General features: G+C 51.6%; 19 protein-coding genes. 18 read left to right on the forward strand and 1 reads right to left on the reverse strand.

What is annotated here, in order from left to right; all coding sequences use genetic code 11:
• The first annotated feature begins 1 nt into the window (after nucleotide 1).
• From rsmH to sigG, 18 genes are all read left to right on the forward strand, one after another.
• Nucleotides 2-958, forward strand: coding sequence for a 16S rRNA (cytosine(1402)-N(4))-methyltransferase RsmH (gene rsmH / locus E2980_RS01245; protein WP_135150296.1), 957 nt, complete (start codon nucleotides 2-4; stop codon nucleotides 956-958).
• A 43-nt stretch (nucleotides 959-1,001) separates the two neighbouring features.
• Nucleotides 1,002-1,412, forward strand: a complete 411-nt coding sequence (gene ftsL2 / locus E2980_RS01250; RefSeq protein ID WP_135150297.1) for a cell division protein FtsL — start codon at nucleotides 1,002-1,004, stop codon at nucleotides 1,410-1,412.
• A gap of 30 nt (nucleotides 1,413-1,442) precedes the next feature.
• Nucleotides 1,443-3,686 carry a penicillin-binding transpeptidase domain-containing protein gene (locus E2980_RS01255; protein ID WP_135150298.1) on the forward strand — a complete coding sequence of 748 codons (2,244 nt, stop codon included), beginning with the start codon at nucleotides 1,443-1,445 and terminating at the stop codon, nucleotides 3,684-3,686.
• An 87-nt stretch (nucleotides 3,687-3,773) separates the two neighbouring features.
• Complete coding sequence (locus E2980_RS01260) at nucleotides 3,774-5,696, forward strand: stage V sporulation protein D (RefSeq protein ID WP_135150299.1); 1,923 nt, start codon at nucleotides 3,774-3,776, stop codon at nucleotides 5,694-5,696.
• 101 nt (nucleotides 5,697-5,797) lie between these two features.
• Nucleotides 5,798-7,285 carry a UDP-N-acetylmuramoyl-L-alanyl-D-glutamate--2,6-diaminopimelate ligase gene (locus E2980_RS01265; protein ID WP_135150300.1) on the forward strand — a complete coding sequence of 496 codons (1,488 nt, stop codon included), beginning with the start codon at nucleotides 5,798-5,800 and terminating at the stop codon, nucleotides 7,283-7,285.
• Nucleotides 7,285-8,685, forward strand: a complete 1,401-nt coding sequence (locus E2980_RS01270; protein ID WP_135150451.1) for a UDP-N-acetylmuramoyl-tripeptide--D-alanyl-D-alanine ligase — start codon at nucleotides 7,285-7,287, stop codon at nucleotides 8,683-8,685. Before E2980_RS01265 ends, E2980_RS01270 begins: the two co-directional genes overlap by 1 nt.
• A gap of 4 nt (nucleotides 8,686-8,689) precedes the next feature.
• Nucleotides 8,690-9,652, forward strand: coding sequence for a phospho-N-acetylmuramoyl-pentapeptide-transferase (mraY, locus tag E2980_RS01275; RefSeq protein WP_135150301.1), 963 nt, complete (start codon nucleotides 8,690-8,692; stop codon nucleotides 9,650-9,652).
• Nucleotides 9,653-9,676: 24 nt separating this feature from the next.
• Nucleotides 9,677-11,098 (forward strand): UDP-N-acetylmuramoyl-L-alanine--D-glutamate ligase, encoded by a 1,422-nt coding sequence (gene murD / locus E2980_RS01280; RefSeq protein WP_135150302.1) that lies wholly within the window; start codon nucleotides 9,677-9,679, stop codon nucleotides 11,096-11,098.
• A gap of 44 nt (nucleotides 11,099-11,142) precedes the next feature.
• Nucleotides 11,143-12,240: a stage V sporulation protein E gene (spoVE, locus tag E2980_RS01285; protein ID WP_135150303.1), complete on the forward strand. Its 1,098-nt coding sequence runs from the start codon at nucleotides 11,143-11,145 to the stop codon at nucleotides 12,238-12,240.
• 5 nt (nucleotides 12,241-12,245) lie between these two features.
• Entirely contained in the window at nucleotides 12,246-13,355 is a 1,110-nt protein-coding gene (murG, locus tag E2980_RS01290) for an undecaprenyldiphospho-muramoylpentapeptide beta-N-acetylglucosaminyltransferase (protein WP_135150304.1), read from the forward strand.
• 158 nt (nucleotides 13,356-13,513) lie between these two features.
• Nucleotides 13,514-14,419: a UDP-N-acetylmuramate dehydrogenase gene (murB, locus tag E2980_RS01295; protein ID WP_135150305.1), complete on the forward strand. Its 906-nt coding sequence runs from the start codon at nucleotides 13,514-13,516 to the stop codon at nucleotides 14,417-14,419.
• A gap of 16 nt (nucleotides 14,420-14,435) precedes the next feature.
• The gene (gene murA / locus E2980_RS01300; protein WP_135150306.1) at nucleotides 14,436-15,710 is read left to right on the forward strand and encodes a UDP-N-acetylglucosamine 1-carboxyvinyltransferase; all 1,275 of its coding nucleotides are present in this window, start codon (nucleotides 14,436-14,438) and stop codon (nucleotides 15,708-15,710) included.
• Between the two features lie 103 nt (nucleotides 15,711-15,813).
• Entirely contained in the window at nucleotides 15,814-16,602 is a 789-nt protein-coding gene (locus tag E2980_RS01305; RefSeq protein WP_167746932.1) for a cell division protein FtsQ/DivIB, read from the forward strand.
• A 187-nt stretch (nucleotides 16,603-16,789) separates the two neighbouring features.
• On the forward strand, nucleotides 16,790-18,037 hold the full coding sequence (gene ftsA / locus E2980_RS01310; RefSeq protein ID WP_135150308.1) for a cell division protein FtsA: 1,248 nt from the start codon (nucleotides 16,790-16,792) through the stop codon (nucleotides 18,035-18,037).
• A gap of 52 nt (nucleotides 18,038-18,089) precedes the next feature.
• A complete protein-coding gene (gene ftsZ / locus E2980_RS01315; RefSeq protein WP_135150309.1) occupies nucleotides 18,090-19,217 on the forward strand; it encodes a cell division protein FtsZ in 1,128 nt (375 codons plus the stop codon).
• A gap of 188 nt (nucleotides 19,218-19,405) precedes the next feature.
• Nucleotides 19,406-20,368, forward strand: coding sequence for a sigma-E processing peptidase SpoIIGA (gene spoIIGA, locus E2980_RS01320; RefSeq protein WP_135150310.1), 963 nt, complete (start codon nucleotides 19,406-19,408; stop codon nucleotides 20,366-20,368).
• A gap of 16 nt (nucleotides 20,369-20,384) precedes the next feature.
• Nucleotides 20,385-21,107 (forward strand): RNA polymerase sporulation sigma factor SigE, encoded by a 723-nt coding sequence (gene sigE, locus E2980_RS01325; RefSeq protein ID WP_135150311.1) that lies wholly within the window; start codon nucleotides 20,385-20,387, stop codon nucleotides 21,105-21,107.
• A 93-nt stretch (nucleotides 21,108-21,200) separates the two neighbouring features.
• Nucleotides 21,201-21,983, forward strand: coding sequence for an RNA polymerase sporulation sigma factor SigG (sigG, locus tag E2980_RS01330; protein ID WP_115990769.1), 783 nt, complete (start codon nucleotides 21,201-21,203; stop codon nucleotides 21,981-21,983).
• A 432-nt stretch (nucleotides 21,984-22,415) separates the two neighbouring features.
• On the opposite strand, the gene E2980_RS01340 is transcribed toward sigG, so the two are convergent.
• A complete protein-coding gene (locus E2980_RS01340) occupies nucleotides 22,416-23,339 on the reverse strand; it encodes a transposase (RefSeq protein ID WP_135150312.1) in 924 nt (307 codons plus the stop codon).
• Nucleotides 23,340-23,446: the final 107 nt, after the last annotated feature.

Genomic DNA, 23,446 nt, shown 5'->3' on the forward strand with positions numbered 1-23,446 from the left:
TATGTTTCACCACGTTACCGTATTGAAAGAAGAATCCGTGAAAGGCTTGAACATACGTCCGGACGGGATTTACGTCGATTGTACCCTTGGAGGCGCGGGTCATAGCGAGCTTATCGCTTCGCAGCTCGGTTCCCAGGGACGCTTGATCGCGCTTGACCAGGATGAAACCGCTCTTGCCAATGCGCGGGTGCGGTTGGCCCCTTACGGAAATATCGTGACATTGGTGAAAAGCAACTTCCGGTACCTGAAGATGGCGCTCCGCCAAGCGGGCGTTCCGGAGAAGGACGGCGTACCGCAAGTCGACGGAATATTGTTCGACCTCGGCGTATCCAGTCCGCAGCTGGATGAAGCCGATCGCGGCTTCAGCTACAACCTGGATGCCGAGCTGGATATGCGGATGGACCGCGACGAATCCCTCACCGCGAAAGAAATCGTTAACGAGTGGGAAGAGCGGGAAATATCCAATATTCTTCGGGATTACGGGGAAGAGAAGTTCGCCCGCAAGATCGCGGCGAACATCGTGAAGGCCAGGGAGAAGAAGCCGATTGAAACGACGGGAGAACTTGCGGAGATCATCAAGGTTTCGATTCCCGCGGCGACCCGCCGCACGGGACCGCATCCCGCGAAGCGTTCTTTCCAAGCGCTTCGCATCGCGGTGAACGATGAGCTGGGAGCATTCCAAGAGGCATTGGAACAGTCCATCGATTGTCTAGCCCCGGAAGGCCGGGTAGCGGTCATTACGTTCCATTCCTTAGAAGATCGAATCTGCAAGACGGCTTTCACCAAGGAAGTCGCAAGCTGCAGTTGTCCCACGGATTTCCCGATTTGCGTTTGCGGAGGCGGAGAAGGTCGCCTTAAGCTGACTCCGCGCAAGCCGATCTTACCCACGGAAGAGGAGCTGGAGGCAAATCCTCGCGCCCGTTCTTCCAAATTAAGAATCGCTGAAAAGCTCGGATAACCGGGCTAATTATAGATATAACTGAGAGGGGCACAAGGAACACATGGCATACTACGGCAACTTGGCGCTTCGTCCGGAGCGCGTACAGGAAGAGAAGGTTCAACAGAAACGTGCGCAATCGACTGCGACGCACCAAGCTAAAGTCGCACGTCGTCGTTCGATTCCGATAGGGGAAAAGCTATTATACTTGTTCACAATCGGATTGGTCGTTTTTATCGCGGGATTTATTATTTTCCGTTATGCGCAAATCTATCAAATCAACGGACAAATTCAGCAGACTAACAAAACCTACGAACAAGCAACGGAGCAAACGAAAGAGCTTCAAAGAGAAGTCGAGCGTCTAAGCAACCCCTCCCTTATTTTGGAAAAAGCGCAAGCGTTGGGTTACGGGCCTAAAAAGGATAAAATCGTCATTAATTCTTCCAAAGACGAAAATGCAGTCGCGAAACGCTAGGCATGATCGGGAAAAGAAGAGGGATTTGTCATGACTAAACGAATTAAATTGCGGTCGCTCCTGATGGGAGGGTTAATCACCCTCCTTTTTCTTGGTTTAATCGTGCGCGTCTATTGGGTGCAGGTGGTAAAAGCCGAGTTCTGGTCCGAGCAAGCCATGAAGACATGGATTACGAGCGAAACCATTCCCCAAGAGCGGGGAATGCTAATGGACCGCGACGGTAAAGTGCTGGCTGCGGATGCGCTCGCTTATACGATTGCCGTCAATCCGAAACGCATCGCCGAGCTGGAAGCAAAAAATCCGGATTGGAAGCTGGCGGACCGGATCGTTTCCAAGCTGCATGTCGTACTGGGTACGTCCGAAAGCAAGCTCAGGGAGATCGTCACGGCCAAAAAGGAAGATGGTACGTATCGGGACCAGCGGGAAGTCCGCCCGGACGGATGGAAGGTAGACAAGTCGGTGAAGGATCGCTTGTCCGCTTTTCGCGATGAGCTGCGCAAAATAGCAGGCGTAAAAACCGACGTAGGCCTTTATTTCATGGAGGAGCAGAAACGTTATTATCCGAACAACTCTCTCGCCTCCCATATTCTCGGATACGAGAGGAAGGACGGGAAAGCGGTCGGAGGACTGGAGCAGAAGCTCGACGAGCATTTAAGCGGCACTCCCGGGTTCATTACCTATCAGAAAGACGGTACCCGGACGCAACTGCCTGACGGTGATGTCGACTTTACGAAAGCTGTCGATGGCAAGAACGTGACGCTAACGATAGACTTTGAAATCCAGTTCTATATCGAGGAAGCGTTGCGGGCCGGATACGAAAAATATAAACCGATCAGCATTACGGCAATAGCCGCGGATCCGAATACGATGGAAATTCTCGGAATGGCCAGCTTGCCGGACTACAACCCTAACACGTATTGGGAGTTCGCGGACGACCAGGCGGCTTTCAAGGATAATGCGATTCAGTCGTTATACGAGCCCGGCTCGACGTTCAAAATCGTGACGTTGGCAGCTGCCGTCCAAGAAGGATTATTCAAGCCGGAGGACACTTACCTTTCGGGTAAAATCAGCTATCCGAACGTCAGCGAGATCCGCGATCACAATGGGAGGGGTTGGGGAGTAATCAGTTATCTAGACGGACTTAAGCATTCGAGTAACGTAGCTTTCGTTAAGCTGGGACACGAGATGCTGGGCAAGGAAAAATTGGTCAAATATATTGACGATTTCGGTTTCGGCAAGAAAACGGGAATCGAGCTTCCGGGCGAGATTTCTAGATCCTATAGTCTCGATTATCCGACCGAGGTGGTGAGGGCAACGTTCGGACAAGGAAAAGTATTGGTAACGCCGATCCAGCAGGTAGCTGCGGTAGCCGCGGTCGCCAATGGCGGCAAGCTGATGCAACCGTATATCGTGAAGTCTATCAGCGACCCGTCGACGGGCGAGAAGGTAGTGACAGAGTCCAAGGTAACCCGCCAAGTCATCTCGGGCGAGACATCCCGGAAGGTTGGCGAATACTTGGAAACCGTCGTGAGCGACAAAGAGATCGGAACGGGCAGAAGTGCATATATCCCCGGTTACCGTATTGCGGGGAAAACAGGAACAGCACAGAAGGTAGTCAGAAATAGCGAGACCGGCAAGAGCGAATATTCCAAGGACAGATATGTCGTTTCATTCATCGGATATGCGCCGGTAGAAAAACCGAAGGTCGTTCTGTACGTCGTCGTAGATGAGCCGCAGATCGATAATGCGGGCGGTGGTTCGGTTGCGGGTCCAATCTTCAAGGATATCATGGGCAAATCGTTGCATCACCTTGGAATCGAGCCGAATTTGCCGCAAACGGCAGAAGCTACTGAGACTCCCTCAGTTTCGACGGTTAATACGGCCGAAGTAACGGCAACCGTTCCTGATGTAACAGGGATGACGGTGTCGCAAGCGCGTAAACAGTTGACTCAGCGTTCCTTTCCGGTGGGCGTGCTCGGCAAGGGGAGCAAGGTGTTGCAACAATTGCCTAAAGGTGGAAGCGTGCTTCCTGCCTCGCAGCAAATCTATTTGTTAACCGATACGAAGCCCGGTAATGTACCGGATCTTAAGGGACTATCGCTAAGGGATGCCCTTGAGATGTGCTCTCTGCTGAAAGTCGCTTGTACCGTGGAAGGACAAGGTTACGTCGCTAGCCAGAAGGCCGTTAAGGTTGAAGGGAAATGGATCCTGCAGTTAAAGCTAAAGCCGCAAGGACAGCTTGCGGCGGAGAATCGCGAGTCGCCCTCGGGCTGAGGGCTTGTTCTAACCCTCTTGTCCCTGGAATAGTCTGAACTAAGCGAAAGCACGTTCAGGCGATCCCGGTAAAGGGGGTTTTTTACGATGAAGATTTCTCAGGTTACGGTCCGCAAGAGGTTGTATTTGGCGTTAATATTCGCGGTCATAGCGTTCTCGGCTTTGGTGATCAGGCTGGGCTACGTCCAGCTCGTGAAGGGCGGGGAAATCACGAAGAAGGCCGAAGATTCTTGGAGGCGCGATATTCCGTTCCAGGCGAAACGGGGAGAGATCGTAGACCGCAACGGGACCCGGTTGGCTTATAATGTCAGCTCGCCTACGATTATGGCAATACCGATACAAATCGTGGACGCGCGGGAGACGGCCCGTATTCTCGCAGGTCCGCTGGGAATGTCGGAGGAGAATCTCGTTAAACTGCTGACTAAACGGCAATCGAACGTGGAACTTAAGCCCGGAGGTCGTAAGCTGACGACGGAGAAAGCCCAGGAAATCCGCCAATTAAATCTTCCGGGCATCGTCGTATCGGAAGATAACAAACGATATTATCCCTTTGGCAGTTTGGCGTCTCATGTGCTCGGTTTTACGGGCAGCTACAACCAGGGTTTGACGGGTTTGGAGCTGAAATACAACGAGAGATTGACCGGCTTCAAAGGAAGCGTATCTTACCTGTCCGATGCCGCCGGGAGGAAAATGCCGCAATCCTCGGACCAATTCGTGCCGCCGCAGGATGGGCTGTCGCTTCAACTGACGATCGACCAGACGATCCAATCGATCGTGGAGCGCGAACTGGATCAAGCGATGATGCAATATCAAGCCAATAGCGTCATCGCCATCGCAATGAACCCGAAGACCGGGGAAATCTACGCGATGGGGAGCCGTCCTACTTTTCAACCCGACAAGTATCAGGAAGTCCCAGTGGAGGTCTACAATCGCAATCTGCCCATCTGGATGACCTATGAGCCCGGATCGACCTTCAAGATCATTACGTTAGCGGCTGCTTTGGAAGAAGGGAAAGTAGATCTGGAGCACGAGCATTTCTATGACCCCGGCTATATAGAGGTGGCAGGCGCGAAGCTGCGCTGCTGGAAGAAAGGCGGGCACGGCAGCCAAACCTTCCTGGAGGTCGTGGAGAACTCCTGCAACCCGGGGTTCGTGACGCTTGGGCAACGGCTGGGCAAAGATAAGCTATTCTCATATATCTACGATTTCGGATTCGGCAAGAAAACCGGAATCGACCTGAAAGGCGAAGAGAACGGCATCATGTTCAAGCCGAAGCAAGTCGGTCCCGTGGAGCTCGCCACGACCGCCTTCGGTCAAGGGGTGTCCGTGACGCCAATCCAGCAGATTACGGCGGTGTCCGCGGCGATTAACGGTGGGAAGCTATTCAAGCCCTTCGTGTCCAAAGCATGGATACAGCCGGAAACCGGAATGGTGCTGGAGGAAACGAAGCCGGAGCTCGTGAGACAGGTCATCTCGGAAGAAACCTCCAAGAAAGTAAGGGAAGCACTGGAGAAAGTCGTTGCGCAAGGAACAGGCGCGAAGGCATTCTTGGACGGGTATCGGGTCGGAGGAAAAACGGGTACCGCTCAGAAAGTCGTGAACGGACGGTATTCTAAGAACGAGCATATCGTTTCCTTTATCGGGTTCGCGCCTGCCGACGATCCGCAACTGATCGTATATGTCGCCGTCGATAACCCGCAGGGCATCCAGTTCGGGGGTGTCGTTGCGGCCCCGATCGTGCATAATATTATGGCGGATGCATTGCCTTACCTCGGGGTGAAGCCGCGAACCGTTCAAGTGGAGAAAGAATATAAATACGGCGAGCAACGGATCGTAACCGTGCCGAATCTCGTAGGAAAGACGGTTTCCGATCTTTACGAGGATATGAACACGAACTTCCAGTTAGCAACTTCTGGAAGCGGGAAAACCGTCGTACGGCAAGCGCCGGCAGCAGGGGCAAGGGTTGACCAGGGTTCGGTCATCCGAATCTACCTGGGCGCATCGGACTAAAGTTTGTTTTTCCCCTTGAATGAATGGGAGTCATTGGACCATAATGAGTGTACATTAAATTGTGTACATAACGTATTACGTCGTCAGGAGGCCGATTTCTTATGAATCTATCTGAATTGTCGCAACAAATGCTGATTACCCGAATCATCGGCGACCCATCCGTCCCCATTCATGGCTTGGAGAGCGATTCCCGCAAGGTGAAGCCGGGCAGCTTATTCTTCTGTTTGCCCGGTCATACGGTAGACGGACACGACTATGCAGCCAAAGCAATCGAGATGGGGGCTGCGGCACTCGTGACAGCGCGAGAATTGCCGATTGGCGCAACCCAGCTCATCGTGCCGGATACGAGGCAGGCGCTGGCTATCATTGCCGATTACTTCTATGGAAAACCGTCCCATAAGCTTCGCCCGATCGGAATTACGGGAACGAACGGGAAGACGACGATCACGTATTTAATCGAACAAATCTGGTCGGATACGGGCGTGTCCGCCGGGGTCATCGGTACGATAGAAACCCGTTATAAGGGCCAAAGCCTGCCGATGTCGGGAACGACGCCGGACGTGCTCGAGCTTGAGCGAATCTTCCATTCCATGGTCGAGGCCGGCACGGAGCGGTGCGTCATGGAAGTATCCTCCCATGCCTTGGAGCAAGGTCGCGTCAAAGGCTGCCGATTCAAAACCGCGGTCTTTACGAACTTGACGCAGGATCATCTTGATTATCATAAAACTATGGAAGCCTATGAAGCCGCTAAGGGATTGTTTTTCTCTAGGCTCGGCAATACGTATTCGGACAATCCCGAGGATCGCACCTACGCGGTTCTGAACGCAGACGACGAAGCATCGGCTCGATTCGCCAAATTGACAGCCTCCGAAGTACTAACCTACGGAATCGAGAAGGATGCCCATCTTAAGGCTTCGGAAGTGAAGATTACGGCGAGCGGTACTTCATTCTCGTTGGCTTCGTTCTGGGGCAATCGCCAAGTCAACTTGCGGCTTGTCGGCAAGTTCAACGTTTACAATGCGCTTGCCGCGCTCGGTGCCGCGCTCTGCGAAGGCATCAGCTTGGACGATGCGCTTCGCAGCTTAGAGCGGATTGCTGGCGTGCCGGGACGCGTCGAGCCTGTCAATGAAGGGCAGTCGTATGCCGTTATCGTTGATTACGCCCACACGCCTGACGGACTGGAGAACGTATTGAAGGCGGTAAATGAACTGACCACCGGAAACGTGATTTGCGTGTTCGGTTGCGGAGGCGATCGTGACACCAAGAAACGTCCGATCATGGGGCGTATCGCGGCCGAGCTAGCCGACAAGATCATCGTGACCAGCGACAACCCGCGTTCGGAAGACCCGCAAGTCATTCTAAGGGATATCGAGGCCGGGCTGAAGGATGCGGGGGTGTCCCCGGAACGGTACCAACTGGAGCCCAATAGGCGTATCGCGATCGAAAAAGCGGTTGAAATGGCAAGCCCCGGCGATGTAGTATTGATTGCGGGGAAAGGGCATGAAACCTATCAGATCATCGGAGGAAACACGCTGGATTTCGATGATCGCCTCGTAGCGAAAGAAGCGATAAGGAGTCGAATCCATTGATGCAGTCAACGGTTGGAAAAGTAGCCGAATGGTGCGCCGCCGCAGGAATCAGCGGTCAATCCGATAACGGCGGACTAGTGTTGACCGGCGTTTCCACCGATTCGCGCAAGATTAAGCCGGGACAATTGTTCGTGCCTTTGCGCGGAGAGCGATTCGACGGGCACGATTTTATCGTTACCGCGAAGGAAGCTGGCGCTGCCGCGTCCCTATGGGACAGTAGCATACCCTTGCCGAATATCGACATTCCGTTGATTCTTGTCGATGATACGTTGGCAGCTTTGCAAGCTTTAGCCGTCGGATATTTGGAAAGCTTGCGGGCTAAGGTCGTCGCCGTAACGGGCAGCAATGGAAAAACCACGACTAAGGATTTTGTTTCCTCCGTTCTATCCGCAAGGTATCTTGTACATAAAACCGAGGGAAATTACAATAATCATATCGGATTGCCGCTCACGATATTGACCGCGTCAATAGATACGGAAATCCTTGTTCTGGAGATGGGAATGAGCGGGCAAGGAGAAATATCCTTATTGTCTTCGTTGGGGCAACCGGACGTGGCGATCATAACGAATGTCGGAGAATCTCACTTGCTGCGGCTCGGTTCCCGGAAGAATATCGCGCGGGCGAAGCTTGAGATCACGGACGGATTGAAGCCGGGAGGCACGCTCGTCTATTATGGCGACGAGCCATTGCTAACGGAGGAACTCGCAGCCCTGAACCTTGCGAAAGAAGTGAAGGTCGTCACCTTCGGGGAAAATCCGGACAACGATTGGATCGCGCGGTATATCAGGGTCGCGTCCGACAGCACCAGCTTCGCGCTTGCCGGAGACGAGGAAGAGAGCTTTGAATTGCCGGTGGCCGGAAGGCATAACGCGGTTAATGCTCTGGCCGCGATCGCTGTCGGCAGGCAGTTCGGATTGTCGTTCGAGGAAATACGCGAGGGGCTAAGCTCCGTTAAATTAACCGGCATGCGGATAGAGCGCAGCTTAGCTAAGAACGGCGCTATCATACTGAATGATGCGTACAATGCAAGCCCTACCTCGGTTAAGGCCGCTATCAATCTGGCAGCCGAACTGACAGGTTATCGGAGAAAGTGGATCGTGCTTGGCGATATGCTAGAGCTTGGACCCGAGGAGTCGGCTATGCATGGTGATATTGGAAATTATCTTAGCGAATCCAAAACAGATTATGTCCTACTATACGGTCCGTTGTCGAAACGAACGCTTGAAGAGGCTGCTCCGAATTTCCCGGGAGGCAGAGTTAAGCATTTCGAGGAAAAAGGCGAATTAGCGGATTATCTGCTTAAACATGTGACTTTGGATGATTTGGTTCTAGTCAAAGCTTCCAGAGGTATGAGAATGGAAGAAATCGTAACGATATTGCAGAAAGGAGCCAGGGGGTGACGGAATGGACTACACATCTATCTTTTGGACTTTAGGCGTATCATTCGTACTATCCGTACTATTCGGGCCCCTGTTTATTCCGCTCCTGCGCAGGCTTAAATTCGGGCAGCAGGTGCGCGATGACGGGCCTGAGTCCCATCTGAAGAAATCCGGAACGCCGACGATGGGCGGTATTATCATCTTGGTTGCCTTAACTCTGGCGTTTTTGAAATTCGCGGACCAAGGGCCGGAATATTGGGCATTGCTTATCGCGTGTTTAGGGTTCGGTCTAGTCGGATTTTTGGATGATTATATTAAAATCGTGTTCAAGCGCTCGCTCGGATTAACCGCCAAGCAGAAGTTATTCGGCCAGCTTTTATTTTCAGCCATTTTCTGTTTTATCCTATACCAAATGGACCATAGCACTAGCGTTGGCGTTCCGGGTACGGATTGGTCCGTAGACCTAGGTTGGTCGTATTATCTGCTCGTTGTCATCATGTTCATGGGCTCTACGAACGCAGTTAATTTTACCGACGGGTTGGATGGCCTGTTGTCGGGGACAAGCGCCCTGGCTTTTGGAGCTTTCGCGATCATCGCATTGGAGGCGACTCAGCCTCAAGCTGCCGTATTCAGCGCCGCGGTTGTCGGTGCCGTGCTCGGATTTCTCGTCTACAATGCGCATCCCGCGAAAATCTTCATGGGAGATACCGGTTCGCTGGGTCTCGGAGGCGGTATTGCGGCGGTTGCGATTCTGACGAAAACCGAACTGCTGCTCGTCGTGATCGGCGGCGTATTCGTTCTCGAGATGCTATCCGTTATCATTCAAGTCGCTTCGTTCAAAACGCGCGGCAAAAGGGTATTCAAGATGAGCCCGATCCATCATCATTACGAGCTGTCGGGTTGGTCGGAGTGGCGCGTCGTTACGACCTTCTGGTTCGCCGGATTACTGTTTGCGGGCATAGGTTTACTATTGTACAAGGTGAGTTAAGCGCGATAAAGGGGCAATTACGAGATGATGCAACTTACATCCTACCGGGGACGGCATGTCGTCGTTCTCGGCTTGGCAAGAAGCGGCGTAGCAGCCGCTAAGCTATTCCACGGCATTGGAGCGGAAGTGGTCGTCAATGACAAGAAAGAGCGGGAACAGTGCCCTGAAGCCGATGAGTTGACGGCTTTGGGCATTTCTGTTGTGTGCGGGCACCATCCTGACGGGCTCGTGACGAAGGATACCGCGTTGCTTGTCAAGAATCCGGGTATACCTTACACCGCGCCGCCAATCGTAGCAGCGCTCCAGATTGGCGTAGAAGTGGTCAGCGAGGTGGAGGTTGCGGGACAGCTTTCTCCGGCTCCGATCATTGGAATTACCGGCTCAAACGGCAAGACGACTACAACTACACTGACGGGAGTGCTGCTGGAAGCCGCGGGCCTTAAGCCGCTTGTCGCAGGCAATATCGGACGCCCGCTTAGCGAAGCGGCGCTCGAGGTTGCCGAAAACGGCTGGCTAGTTGCCGAGCTTAGCAGCTTCCAACTAAAAGGGACGTCGGAATTTCGCCCGCGCATAGCGTGTTTGCTTAATATTGCGGAGACTCACTTGGATTATCATGGATCGATGGAGGATTATGTCGGTTCCAAGGCGAAATTATTCGAAAACCAAACGGAAGACGACATCTCGATCTATAATGCGGACGACGAAATTTGTCGCCGTTTGGCGGGTAAGTTCAAAGGGCGTTTGCTGCCTTTTTCCGTAACGAAGAAATTAGAGCGAGGCGTCATGGTTGATCCTCCTTATTCGAATATCCATCCCGGCGAGAATGAAGCCGAGCTGGAGAGATGGATTATCCATCGGGACGATGGGGGTCTTGAGCAGCGGATTCTGCGCGTCGAAGAACTGGGCATTCCCGGGCGCCACGCGTTAGCCGCGATCGCGATCGCGCTAGCTGCCGGCGCGAAGCCAAAGCAGCTTGTCGAGCCGCTCCGCAACTTCCGCGGAGTCGAGCACCGCTTGGAGTATGTCGGAACGTTCGGCGGCGTGAAGTTCTATAACGACTCGAAGGCGACGAATCCGATGGCGACGACGATGTCGATTCTCTCTTTGCCTTCCCCTCTGATTCTGATCGCGGGAGGCTTGGATAGAGGTTCCGACTATATGGAGCTATTGCCGGTATTCCGCGAAAGGCTCAAGGGATTGGCGACTATCGGGGAAACAAGGGAGAAGATCGGGCGCGTGGCCGAGTTATCCGGTTTAACGAGCGTGAAAATCGTCGAACCTGTAGAGGACGCCGAGCAAACGCTTCGCCGAGCCGTAAAGGAAGCCGCAGACATGGCGGAGCCGGGGGACATCGTCCTTCTGTCGCCCGCATGCGCAAGCTGGGACATGTTCCCGTCCTATGAGGTTCGAGGTCGCATTTTTAAGCAATCGGCGCATACGTTGTAGAAGGGGGCATGTCCCCACTTCTGCAAACCGTGAGGTGTCCGGTCATGGCCAAATCCCGTTCCGTTCCCGATGTATGGATGATCGCCGCTACGCTTGGCATTCTGGCCATTGGCGTGGTGATGGTGTATAGCGCTAGCGCTGTCGCGGCTTTTCATGATTATGGAGATTCCTATTACTATGTGAAAAGACAGCTGTTGTTCGCTTTGCTGGGAATCGTCTCCATGTTCGTTACGATGAACGTGGATTATACGTTATGGCGCAAATGGGCCGTTCCCGCACTGCTCGTCTGCTTCGCCATGCTGGTCATCGTGCTTGTGCCGGGGCTTGGAGTCGTTCGAGGCGGTGCGCGCAGTTGGCTGGGCATCGGTTCTTTCGGCATCCAGCCCTCGGAATTTATGAAACTCGCGATGATTTTATTCCTAGCGAAGCTATTATCGGAAAGACAGAATCAGATCACCCAGTTCACGAAGGGATTGCTTCCTCCGTTGGGGATAATTGGAGCTGCGTTCGCCCTGATTATGCTTCAGCCCGATTTGGGAACGGGGACGGTTATGATCGGAGCGTCTTTGCTCACGATTTACGTGGCGGGAGCAAGATTAGCCCATCTCGGTGGCTTAGCTTTGCTAGGCGTGTTAGGATTAGTAGGGTTAATAGCGGCAGCGCCTTATCGACTACTGCGAATTACGGCCTTTCTTGATCCTTGGCAAGACCCGCTAGGCGCGGGTTACCAGTCCATACAATCGCTATATGCAATCGGTCCTGGAGGGCTGGTCGGGCTAGGGCTCGGGATGAGCCGTCAAAAATATAACTATTTGCCGGAACCGCAAACCGATTTTATTTTTTCCATTCTTGCGGAGGAGCTCGGATTTATCGGGGGTTCCTTGCTCATTCTACTTTTCCTGCTGCTGATTTGGAGGGGCATGAGAACGGCGATTACTTTGTCCGATCCGTTCGGCAGCTTTCTTGCGACGGGAATCGTCGGAATATTCGCCGTACAGGTGCTGATCAATATCGGTGTCGTTATCGGCCTGCTGCCGGTCACCGGTGTAACGTTGCCTCTAGTAAGCTACGGGGGCTCCTCGTTAACGCTGTTGTTGACGGCTTTAGGCATCTTACTTAATTTATCCCGTTATTCGAGGTGACGTTCATGCGTGTCGTGTTAACCGGAGGAGGCACGGGGGGGCATATCTACCCCGCGTTGGCCATTGGCCGCGAAGTATCGGAAAGACAGCCGGGATCGTCTCTGCTCTATATCGGGACGAGCCGAGGCTTGGAAAGCCGAATCGTCCCGGAACAGGGCATCGCGTTCGAGGATATTACGATCACCGGGTTCCAGCGTTCCCTGTCGTGGGAGAACGTCCGGACCGTCGTGCGTTTCGTGCAAGGCGTGCGTCGTTCCAAGCAATTGCTTGGAAAATTCAAGCCGGACGTCGTAGTAGGTACGGGAGGTTACGTGTGCGGGCCCGTAGTATACGCTGCATCGCGTCTAGGAATTCCGACGCTCATTCACGAACAGAACGTGATTCCGGGCTTGACCAATAAGTTTTTAAGCCGGTACGTGAATGGCGTGGCGGTGAGCTTCGCGGAATCCGCTGCTTACTTCGATAAATGCCCTGACGTTATATTCGCGGGCAATCCATGCGCCACAAGGGTGCTGCAGGCTAATCGGAGCAGAGGCTTCGAATCGCTTGGAATGGCACCGGAAACGCCTTTCGTGCTCGTTGTGGGAGGTAGCGGTGGCGCCAAGGCTCTCAATGACGCCATCGTGCAAATGGTACCGTTAATTGACAAGATTCCAGGCGTTCATTTCGTATTCGTTACCGGAGAGAGATTCTATAAGTCAACGGAAGAAGCAATCCAACGTTCGCTTCCGGGTTCCTCGAATCGGGTACATGTATTTCCATATATCCACAATATGCCCGAAGTTCTCGCTGCGTCCACTTTATTCATCGGGCGCGCTGGAGCTTCTTTCCTCGCGGAGATCACCTCGTTAGGTATTCCGTCGATATTGATTCCATCGCCTAACGTGACGAATAACCATCAAGAGGCGAATGCGAGAAGCCTAGCGGACGCCGGCGCGGCGGTGATGATCTTGGAGCGGGACCTGTCGGGGAAAGCGCTTTTCGACCACGTCAATTCTATTGTGGGCGACCCCGCGCGTAGAGGAATAATGGCTAAGGCTTCGAAAGGGTTAGGCATGCCGAACGCTGCGTCGGCCATTTACGAACAAATCATCCGGTTACAACAGAGAAAATAAACATCAACATCTTGTCCTTCGGAATGGTGCTAATGGGCGATTGTCACCACCACCGCCCAGTTGTCATAAGATACAGCGTGATCGTGACTGCCGAACTTGCAAGCAACGGTAACGATGGCAAAGTGCAACCCTGAAGGACTCGTAAGGAGGATAACACCATGCAGCAGTTGGTCGCTCAGCTTGAACAAGAACGAATCGGCTACGTGCGGGAAAATGAACCGCTTGCCGGTCATACGACTTGGAAAATCGGCGGACCTGCGGATCTGTTTCTCATCCCGGGCACCGATGATGAGCTTGCAACGGCATTGCAGCTATTGCATCGCCACGGCGTGCCGTGGTGCGTGCTCGGCCGGGGGTCTAATACTCTAGTGTCCGATAAAGGGATTCGTGGAGCCGTCATCAAGTTAGGAGACGGTTTTGACGACGTGCGATTTGATGGCGAAGCGGTGTCGGCAGGCGCATCTTATTCGTTTATCAAGCTGTCGGTCATGTCAGGCAAGGGAGGACTTACCGGTCTTGAATTCGCGGGAGGAATTCCCGGAACGGTAGGCGGTGCCGTATACATGAATGCCGGTGCTCACGGTTCGGATATTTCACGTATCTTACAGTCAGCCGACATCGTCTGGGAAGACGGAAGTCGGGCAGTGCTCGGGAACGTAGGAATGGAATTCTCTTATCGCCATTCCATTTTGCATGAACGGCGGGGGATCGTGACCCGCGCGGTATTTCGGCTGGAAGGCGGCGACCGCAAGGAGATCGCTGCCGCTATGGCGTCTTACAAAGACCGCCGGAGACGTACCCAACCGTTGCAGGCGGCAACCGCAGGCAGCGTGTTCCGCAATCCGCCTAACGATCATGCCGCGAGGCTTATCGAAGCGGCCGGATTAAAGGGGCTAAGGGAAGGCGCCGCCGAAGTTTCCCAAGTACATGCCAACTTCATCGTCAATCACGGCGGTGCCAAAGCTGAGGACGTCCTCACCCTCATGCGACGAGTCCAACACACAATCGAACAAAAAAACGGAATCCTACTCGAACCGGAGGTTCTCTTGTTGGGTGAGCGGTAACCCGGAGGTGAAACCCTTGGACAATTTGGTGATTGAAGGCGGACTACCGCTTTCGGGCACCATTCGTATCCACGGAGCCAAAAATGCTGCTTTGCCGATTTTGGCCGCCAGCTTGCTCGCGGAAGGAAAAGTGACGATCCGCAACGTTCCACGGCTGCTTGACATCGAAGTCATGCTGGACATATTGCGGGATCTCGGGTGCAAGGCCCGACATCAGGATACGGTGGTGACCGTCGAAACGGCAGTCGCAACATCCTCTCACATTCCGGAGATGCTGATGCGGAAAATGCGTTCATCGGTGTTTTTGATGGGGCCCCTACTCGCGCGTTTCGGAGAAGTTCAGCTCTATCAGCCCGGAGGATGTGCCATCGGCGAAAGAAAGATTGATTTGCATTTGCGCGGTCTTGCGGCTCTTGGTGCGAATATAGAAGAAAGGGGCAGCAGGATCGTCTGCTCCGCCCGTCGTCTCAAAGGAGCCGAAATTAGCTTGGATTTCCCAAGCGTCGGAGCTACGGAAAATATCATGATGGCGGCTGTTCTGGCGCAAGGCCGGACAACGATCATCGGAGCTGCCAGGGAACCTGAAATACAGGATTTGCAGCATTTTCTGAATCGGATGGGCGCTCAGGTCGGCGGTGCAGGTACGGATATGCTCACGATAGACGGAGTGGAATCCCTGTACGGATGCGATTTCGAAGTGATTCCCGACCGGATCGTAACCGGAACCGTCATGGTCGCTGCCGCGGCTACGCGGGGGGAAGTAACGCTTGAGAATACGCAGCCGGGCCACCTGACATCCCTCATCCATGTCCTTCGGCGCGCAGGTGTTCAAATCGAGGTAGGCAGTGATATAATGAAAGTCGGTGCGTTCAAGCGTCCTTTGGCGGTTGATCGTATCGTAACTTCGCCATACCCTGCATTCCCAACCGACTTGCAGGCGCAAGTTATGACTTTACTATCGTTAGCCGACGGCGTAAGCGTGATTAAGGAAACGATTTTCGAAGGTCGATTCAAGCATGTGGACGAATTGTGCCGCATGGGTGCCGACATTCGGGTTGACTTGAATAACGCCTTTATTCGAGGCGTGCCTCAGCTATATGGCACTACGGTAGAAGCGACCGACCTGCGGGCAGGAGCTGCGCTGGTCATAGCGGGATTAGCGGCGCAAGGCCGTACCGTAGTCGAGCATGTTCACCATATCGACAGGGGCTACGATAGAATCGAAGAGATGTTCCGTCAGATTGGCGGCAACATCACCCGTGAAGTCAACAAAAGCAAGGTATTCAGCTAACGGTGACGCAAACCCCGCCGCAGAAGCATTCTTCCGCTGCGGGGATTTTTATGGATAAGCCCAGGACAAGCCTGTAATGCTTTATCAGAGAGGGGGACGGATGATGGCCGAACGCATACCCGTTTTAAAGCGGGAAGACGGCGATATCCCGCCGACAAGCCGGGGGAAGAAATTGCTGCGGCTCGTCATTAGCCTGGTTATCATTATTCTGATCGTGCTGTTTTTCCGCTCTCCGCTATCTAAAATCTCGGAGATCCAGGTTACGGGAACACAATATTTGAGCAAAGAGGAAGTCATTAAAGAGCTCGATGTCTCTATCGGCGACTCCTTTTTTATCCCGGGCATAGGTCAGCTAAAGAAACGGGTGAGCTCGTTAAAGCCCCTCGAAAGCGTTAAGATCGTCAAGAATTTTCCGGGCGTGCTTCAAGTAGAGGTCAAGGAATATCCGCAAGTGGCGGTACAACTCGCCGAGGACGGTAAAGTGTTTGCCGTTCTCTCGAATGGCTTGACCTTGCCCATCCCGGAAGGAAGCGTCCTGGATAAACTCATTCTATCGGGTTGGAAACAGGGAGATGCCAACTTGGTCGATCTATGCCGCGTGCTGAGCGGATTACCTAGCTATTTGCTTGCCGATTTATCGGAGATTCACCCCGATCCCTCGACATCATATCCTAATCGGATCAAGCTCTTCACCCGTTCTCGATTCGAAGTCGTTACGACGATTGATAGGTTAACTGATAAAATTTCCTATCTTAGCGATATCGTGCAAAATCGGGAGCCCGGCAAGATAATAATGTTGGAAGCGGACACTTATTTGCCCTATTCCGCGGAAAATGTTACAGGGAGTACGCAAGAAGCCGGTAAAGTTAAGGAAAAGGACTCTACTCAATAAACAAAAAAAATGATAGAATTTCATTTATGGGTGAAATGGGTAATAGATTAAGCTGCATGCTGTCATCCTTAACGAACCGTTAAAAAAATTGTAGAAAAAAGAGGGAAAACCTCGTGGATGTGGAATATGTAGAGGAAGCATCCCTAGTACGCAGCTACTTTCATCGATCTACGGGAGGTGCCACCGGTTGAGCAACAACGACCTCATCGTCAGCCTGGATATTGGAACTTCGAAAATCCGGGTGATTATCGGGGAGATCAGCAACGGGGCCATTAACATCATTGGCGTAGGATCTGCAGATTCCGATGGGATCCGCAAAGGCGCCATTGTAGATATTGACCAAACCGTGCAGTCCATTCGTAACGCCGTCGATCATGCCGAGCGCATGGTAGGTATTGGAATTAGCGAGGTTTACGTTGGGATTTCCGGCAATCATATCGCTTTACAGAGCAATCACGGAGTCGTCGCCGTCTCTAACGAAGATAGGGAGATTGGCGAGGAAGATATCGAACGCGTGTTGCAAGCTGCGAAAGTGGTTGCCTTACCGCCTGAACGGGAAATCATTGGACTTGTTCCCAAGCAGTTTTTAGTTGACGGGCTGGCGGATATTCAAGATCCGCGCGGCATGATTGGCGTTCGGCTCGAAGTCGAATGCACCATTATTACTGGAACCAAAGCAGCGGTACATAACTTGATGAGATGCGTAGAGAAGGCAGGTCTTCGTATTTCCGGCCTTATCTTGATGTCACTCGCATCAGGCATGATGGCTCTGACCAAAGACGAAAAGCAAATGGGAACGGTTCTCGCCGATATCGGCGCAGGATCTACGACACTTGCTATTTTCGAGGGAGGAAGCCTTGCTGCTGTATCGACGCTGCCGATTGGCGGAGACTACGTGACAAGCGATATTTGTTATGGTCTCAAAACCCAGACGGAGCATGCGGAGAAGATCAAGCTAAAGTACGGATGCGCTCGTACCGATGATGCTGCGGATGACCAGAAGTTTAAGGTCATGAGAGTCGGAAGCAACATGGAGAAGGAATTTTCTCAATTGGATCTGGCTAATATCATTGAACCCCGCATGCAAGAGATTTTCCAGATGGTTCGGCAAGAAGTAAAACGGCTTGGTTATCATGATAAAATTAACGGTTATGTACTTACGGGTGGATCAGTTTCATTACCTAGCGTGCTTCCATTGGCGCAGATAGAGCTTGAATCCAATGTTCGAATCGCCGTTCCGGATTATATCGGAGTGAGAGATCCGTCTTTCAGCAGCGGAGTAGGCATGATTCAATATGTAACCAAATACGTACGTACTCGCGGCGCAGTTGGAGCCAAGCGTTCACCGAAAGCGAAAGCGGCCGGAAATGCCAACGCGGTATCCAAGCCTGGCATTGTTGAATGGTTCAAAAACATGTTCAAGGAATTCATTTAAGCCGCCGCTTATCAGGAACCATTCATGTGAAGCAAGGAGGAGTTAGCAAATTATGTTGGAGTTTGATTTTGAAATGGAGCCTCTCGCGAAAATCAAAGTCATCGGAGTCGGTGGCGGCGGCAGCAACGCTGTAAACCGCATGATTGAGAACGGCGTCAAAGGCGTCGAGTTTATTACCGTTAATACGGATGCGCAAGCCTTGCATTTAACGAAATCCGAGCAAAAATTGCAAATCGGGGACAAGCTAACACGTGGACTCGGTGCTGGTGCCAACCCTGATGTAGGCAAGAAAGCTGCTGAAGAGTCTCGCGAGTTTATCACGAACACGCTTCGTTCTGCGGATATGGTTTTCGTAACTGCGGGAATGGGTGGAGGTACGGGTACAGGCGCAGCTCCTGTTATAGCTGAGCTGGCGAAGGAATGCGGAGCTCTTACTGTTGGGGTTGTCACTCGCCCTTTCACTTTCGAAGGCCGGAAGCGCTCCTCGCAAGCGGAGCTCGGCATCGAGGCGTTGAAGGAAAAAGTAGACACGCTTATCGTCATACCCAATGACAGATTGCTTGAGATCGTAGACAAGAAGACTCCTATGCTCGAAGCCTTCCGCGAAGCTGATAACGTATTGCGACAAGCGGTACAAGGCATCTCGGATCTTATCGCTGTTCCCGGATTGATCAACCTTGACTTTGCGGACGTAAAGACGATTATGTCTGAACGCGGTTCTGCATTAATGGGAATTGGAACGGCTTCCGGAGAGAATCGTGCCATGGAAGCTGCTCGCAAAGCGATTATGAGCCCGCTCCTGGAAACATCGATCGAGGGTGCACGAGGTGTTATCATGAACATCACGGGCGGGTCGAATTTGTCCCTCTACGAAGTTAACGAAGCTGCGGAAATTGTCATTTCGGCTTCCGATCCAGAAGTGAACATGATCTTCGGAGCTATTATAGACGACAACCTTAAGGATGAGATCAAGGTTACCGTAATTGCTACGGGCTTTGAGCACAAAGGTCCTTCCCGTCGGTCTGCAGCTCCCGCTGCACCGCAGATACAGGCGGAGCCGGCTGGCTCTAACGAGGTTCGTCAGACCGGAAACCTTCGTCCTTTCGGCAATCAGAATCTATCCAGCGATCAATTGGACATTCCCGCGTTTCTGCGTAATCGTCCGCGTAACGACCGTTAGATTGCTACGAAGTAAGAAACGATTGACCAAGTCTCTCAGACAGCATCTTGCTGGCTGGGAGACTTTTTTGTTATTTTTGCTTGATCGACAAAAAAAGGTTTGAAAGGTCGGCAAGATTAGACAGACACCTGATTTGAAAGCGATTATACTGGGTTCATCCATCGGGCGATTTAGGATGGGGGATTCCTATGACCGTTTATGTTGATCTCGTCTTCTTCAATAATCTTGCAGTAGACGGAGCCGTACTTCTGACCACGGCTAAGGTTCGCCATCTTCGGCCGGCCCGAAGCCGATTGTTACTTGCCGCTATTTTGGGAGGGATTTATGCGGCAGCGATGTTCTGGGCACATATCCCTTACCTATATTCATTTGGGGTTAAGATAGCAATCTCCCTTTTGATGGTCCTTCTCACATTCGGGTATGGTGGACCTTTGCAGCTTATACGCAATTTCGGTGCCTTCTATGTCGTTAATTTCGCGACGTTGGGCGGAGTCATCGGAATATCCTTCTTGCTGCAATCGGCAGATTCCCCATGGGGCGGAATGACGTTTACGCAAGATGGAGGATTGCTTTTGAGTTGGCAAATGCAGCTGGGATTGTATGTTACTGCCCTTCTGCTTTCGTTTTGGTTATTTAGAAGCACTTCGGAGACACGCAAGAAGCGGCAAGATCTGGAACAGCTATTCTGGAACATCGAAATCAAAGTGGATGCCGAAAAGTGGACAATCAAAGCGTTACTGGATACCGGAAATCGCCTTTATGAGCCGCTGACTCGTATTCCTGTCATGATCATGGAGGCGGAAGTCTGGAGGGAGCAATTGCCTCCAGGATGGTGCGATAGGCTTAAGAGGGAATCTCCGGACCTGCTCATTTCCGAAATGGATAATCAACTGTCGGAGGAGTACCCGTGGGGAAGTCGCCTGCGCCTAGTACCTTACCGAGCAGTAAACGGAAATTCCCGTCTCATGCTGGCAGTAAAGCCAGATGTCGTAATGTTGTCTCGGGAAGGACATCCCCCTCTTCAAGTGCACCGGGTGCTTATCGGTTTAGATGGAGGCACTTTGTCATCCGAAGGAAATTATCGTGCCATCGTCCACCCGGACATGGCTCAAGCCGACCCAGCGAAGTCGGCTCCATCTCAACCTGCGTGACAGGAGGTTAGCAGAAATGTTCGTGAACTTGAAATTAAGATCCCAATTATCGTTTTATCGCCTGTTATTCTGGTTTGGATGGAAAAGCGAAGAGGTTTATTACATTGGTGGGAGCGAGGCTTTGCCTCCGCCGTTAAGCAGGGAAGAGGAAGAATACTTATTGGAGAGGCTATCGACCGGGGATGCGGCCATCCGGGCGATGCTGATCGAGAGAAACCTTCGCCTGGTCGTTTATATTGCCCGCAAATTCGAAAACACGGGAATTCATATTGAAGATCTCGTATCTATTGGAGCCATCGGTCTCATTAAGGCCGTAAATACGTTTGACCCTGATAAAAAAATCAAGTTAGCCACGTATGCTTCCCGTTGCATCGAGAACGAGATTCTGATGTATTTGCGCCGCAACAGCAAAACTCGCACCGAAGTATCCTTTGATGAGCCGCTTAATATCGATTGGGATGGGAACGAGCTCCTGCTCTCGGATGTGTTAGGCACGGAGAATGATACGATTTACCGTAACATTGAGGAGCAAGTCGATCGGAAATTGCTGCATAAGGCTCTTGATAAGCTTAACGAAAGAGAACGGACGATTATGGAATTGCGCTTCGGGCTAGCGGACGGAGAAGAGAAAACCCAGAAGGACGTAGCAGATTTGCTCGGGATTTCTCAATCCTATATTTCAAGGCTGGAGAAACGTATAATAAAGCGGCTACGTAAGGAATTTAACAAAATGGTTTAGGTGTTGCGAGAATATTCGAGTGACAATTTACGGAATAAAAACCATCGTCCCGGAGATACTTTACATTAATGCTGCTCCCCGGGAGGAATTGCCTTGACCCGCAACAAAGTGGAGATTTGTGGAGTGGACACCTCAAAGCTGCCCGTTCTAACCAATGCCGAAATGAGGGAACTATTTCTTGCTCTGCAAACCCGAGGAGAGATCACGGCCCGGGAAAAATTAGTAAATGGAAATTTACGCCTGGTGCTTAGCGTGATCCAACGATTCAATAATCGTGGGGAATTTGTGGACGACCTGTTTCAAGTCGGATGCATTGGCTTGATGAAAGCCATCGACAACTTCGATTTAGGTCAGAACGTCCGCTTTTCTACTTATGCCGTACCGATGATCATCGGGGAAATACGCCGCTACTTGAGGGACAATAACCCGATTCGAGTGTCCCGTAGTTTGCGTGATATCGCCTATAAGGCGTTGCAGGTCAGAGATCAGCTTACGAACCAACATTCCAGAGAACCGACTATTCTGGAAATTTCACAAGTTCTGAATGTTCCGAAAGAAGATATCGTGTTCGCGCTAGATGCGATTCAGGATCCGGTTTCATTATTTGAACCGATCTACCACGATGGCGGCGATCCCATTTTCGTCATGGATCAGATTAGCGATGAACGGAATAAAGATGCTCAATGGATAGAAGAAATCGCTCTCCGCGAAGCGATGAGGAAGCTTAACGATCGTGAGAAAATGATTTTATCGATGCGCTTCTTCGAGGGTAAGACTCAGATGGAAGTGGCTGACGAAATCGGCATCTCTCAAGCTCAAGTGTCTCGCCTAGAGAAATCCGCCATCCAACAAATGCAGAAACACGTGAAAACTTAATCGACTGTCAGGATTTTAGCGAGAGGGTGAAGGTGACTTCATCCTCTTTCGTGTTATCCCGCCCTGAATCCCCCCCCCTTATTTCGGTCTACGTCTTACGTCCCTCTCAGCTCTTCTTACGTCCCTCTCAATCCCTATGGCCATTATCCCCTTCGCTCAGGGTGATGGATGAATCCAACAGAACGCAGAACGTAGCAGAACGCAGCAGAACACAGAACGTAGAACACAGAACGCAGAACGCAGTAGTACGCAGAACACAGAACGTAGAACACAGAACGCAGAACGCAGTAGAACGCAGAACGCAGTAGAACGCAGAACACAGAACGTAGAACACAGAACGCAGAACGCAGTAGAACGCAGAACGCAGTAGAACGCAGACACACTTAAGTTTATTGTGGGACACATCAAAAATGTTTGATTCCTTACAACAGGTTATCCAGCCTTTCTTAAAAGTTCGAAATAATCATTTTTAAGCATGGCTGAATTATTTTTACGATTGATCAGAGTGGGGTATTTTAGTGTCGTTGTTGACGCGCAATGATGGAATAGAACTCCGAAAATATTCTCGTCGCGTTTCGTCATATTGAAGCCAAAGCAAAACTGATCTAAATAAGCTTGCAGATGCTTGGGGCCAATCCCGTTAAAAATGTGGTTGATCCATTGCGAAGCTTGATAACAGCGCTGTATGATCGGGAAATATCTTTGGCGACTAAACTTCTGAATGACTACGCTAATGTCGGCAGTTGAAGAATTGACATGCCTGCTAACAAACTCGCGTCCACCCGCTGGAGTAATACGATCGTAAATCAAATGTTCTTCAGCGACTTGCATGATTTTGAGATGTGTAATTTGATCATTCTTGTCAATTGAAGCGCCTGCCAGCAGAGGTTGTTCTTGAGGATGCCGATAAATAGTTGGATTGTGAGGTCTGCCGTAGACGCCCCAATTAACCCGTACAAGGCCGGATAACAGCTCCTCGGATTGACTGCTAGACATGGCATGACGAATTTTATGACAGATTAGCCAAGCGGTTTTGTAAGTTGAGCCAATTATGGATGCCAAACGAATCGCGCTTGTACCTTCGGGGGCAGCATGGAGGAAAATGGCTTGAAACCAATGAATTAGGGATGTACGGGTGCCTTCAAAAATAGTGCCGGAAATAAGTGAAGTTTGGGCGCGGCATTGGCTGCATTCATAAAGCGGCAACCTGCGGGAACGAATGACATAGCAACGGCGATGAGCACACCGGGGGCAGCAGTACCCTTCAGGCCAACGCGCAAAGAATAAAGCATCAATGCAAGCTTCCTCTTTGTCATACTTTTTGCAAAAATGCTCGAAATCCAAAAAATCATCCAATGCATATCACCACCCAAATGGGAACATATGTTCTTATTTTATTTTACATAATTTATGTGAATTTTACAAGCGTTTGTGAAAATATTTTTCTACTGAGCTTTGGGGAT

The organism is Cohnella luojiensis (genome assembly GCF_004564235.1).
In the GTDB taxonomy this organism is placed as follows: domain Bacteria; phylum Bacillota; class Bacilli; order Paenibacillales; family Paenibacillaceae; genus Cohnella; species Cohnella luojiensis.

What these genes read in the sequence shown, in the direction of transcription:
- E2980_RS01255 (WP_135150298.1), top strand. Translation starts at nt 1,443, where the DNA reads ATGACTAAACGAATTAAATTGCGGTCGCTCCTGATGGGAGGGTTAATC.
- murG (WP_135150304.1), top strand. Translation starts at nt 12,246, where the DNA reads ATGCGTGTCGTGTTAACCGGAGGAGGCACGGGGGGGCATATCTACCCC.
- murB (WP_135150305.1), top strand. Translation starts at nt 13,514, where the DNA reads ATGCAGCAGTTGGTCGCTCAGCTTGAACAAGAACGAATCGGCTACGTG.
- E2980_RS01260 (WP_135150299.1), top strand. Translation starts at nt 3,774, where the DNA reads ATGAAGATTTCTCAGGTTACGGTCCGCAAGAGGTTGTATTTGGCGTTA.
- murD (WP_135150302.1), top strand. Translation starts at nt 9,677, where the DNA reads ATGATGCAACTTACATCCTACCGGGGACGGCATGTCGTCGTTCTCGGC.
- E2980_RS01270 (WP_135150451.1), top strand. Translation starts at nt 7,285, where the DNA reads ATGCAGTCAACGGTTGGAAAAGTAGCCGAATGGTGCGCCGCCGCAGGA.
- mraY (WP_135150301.1), top strand. Translation starts at nt 8,690, where the DNA reads ATGGACTACACATCTATCTTTTGGACTTTAGGCGTATCATTCGTACTA.
- spoVE (WP_135150303.1), top strand. Translation starts at nt 11,143, where the DNA reads ATGGCCAAATCCCGTTCCGTTCCCGATGTATGGATGATCGCCGCTACG.
- E2980_RS01305 (WP_167746932.1), top strand. Translation starts at nt 15,814, where the DNA reads ATGGCCGAACGCATACCCGTTTTAAAGCGGGAAGACGGCGATATCCCG.
- ftsZ (WP_135150309.1), top strand. Translation starts at nt 18,090, where the DNA reads ATGTTGGAGTTTGATTTTGAAATGGAGCCTCTCGCGAAAATCAAAGTC.
- rsmH (WP_135150296.1), top strand. Translation starts at nt 2, where the DNA reads ATGTTTCACCACGTTACCGTATTGAAAGAAGAATCCGTGAAAGGCTTG.
- ftsL2 (WP_135150297.1), top strand. Translation starts at nt 1,002, where the DNA reads ATGGCATACTACGGCAACTTGGCGCTTCGTCCGGAGCGCGTACAGGAA.
- E2980_RS01265 (WP_135150300.1), top strand. Translation starts at nt 5,798, where the DNA reads ATGAATCTATCTGAATTGTCGCAACAAATGCTGATTACCCGAATCATC.
- sigE (WP_135150311.1), top strand. Translation starts at nt 20,385, where the DNA reads ATGTTCGTGAACTTGAAATTAAGATCCCAATTATCGTTTTATCGCCTG.
- spoIIGA (WP_135150310.1), top strand. Translation starts at nt 19,406, where the DNA reads ATGACCGTTTATGTTGATCTCGTCTTCTTCAATAATCTTGCAGTAGAC.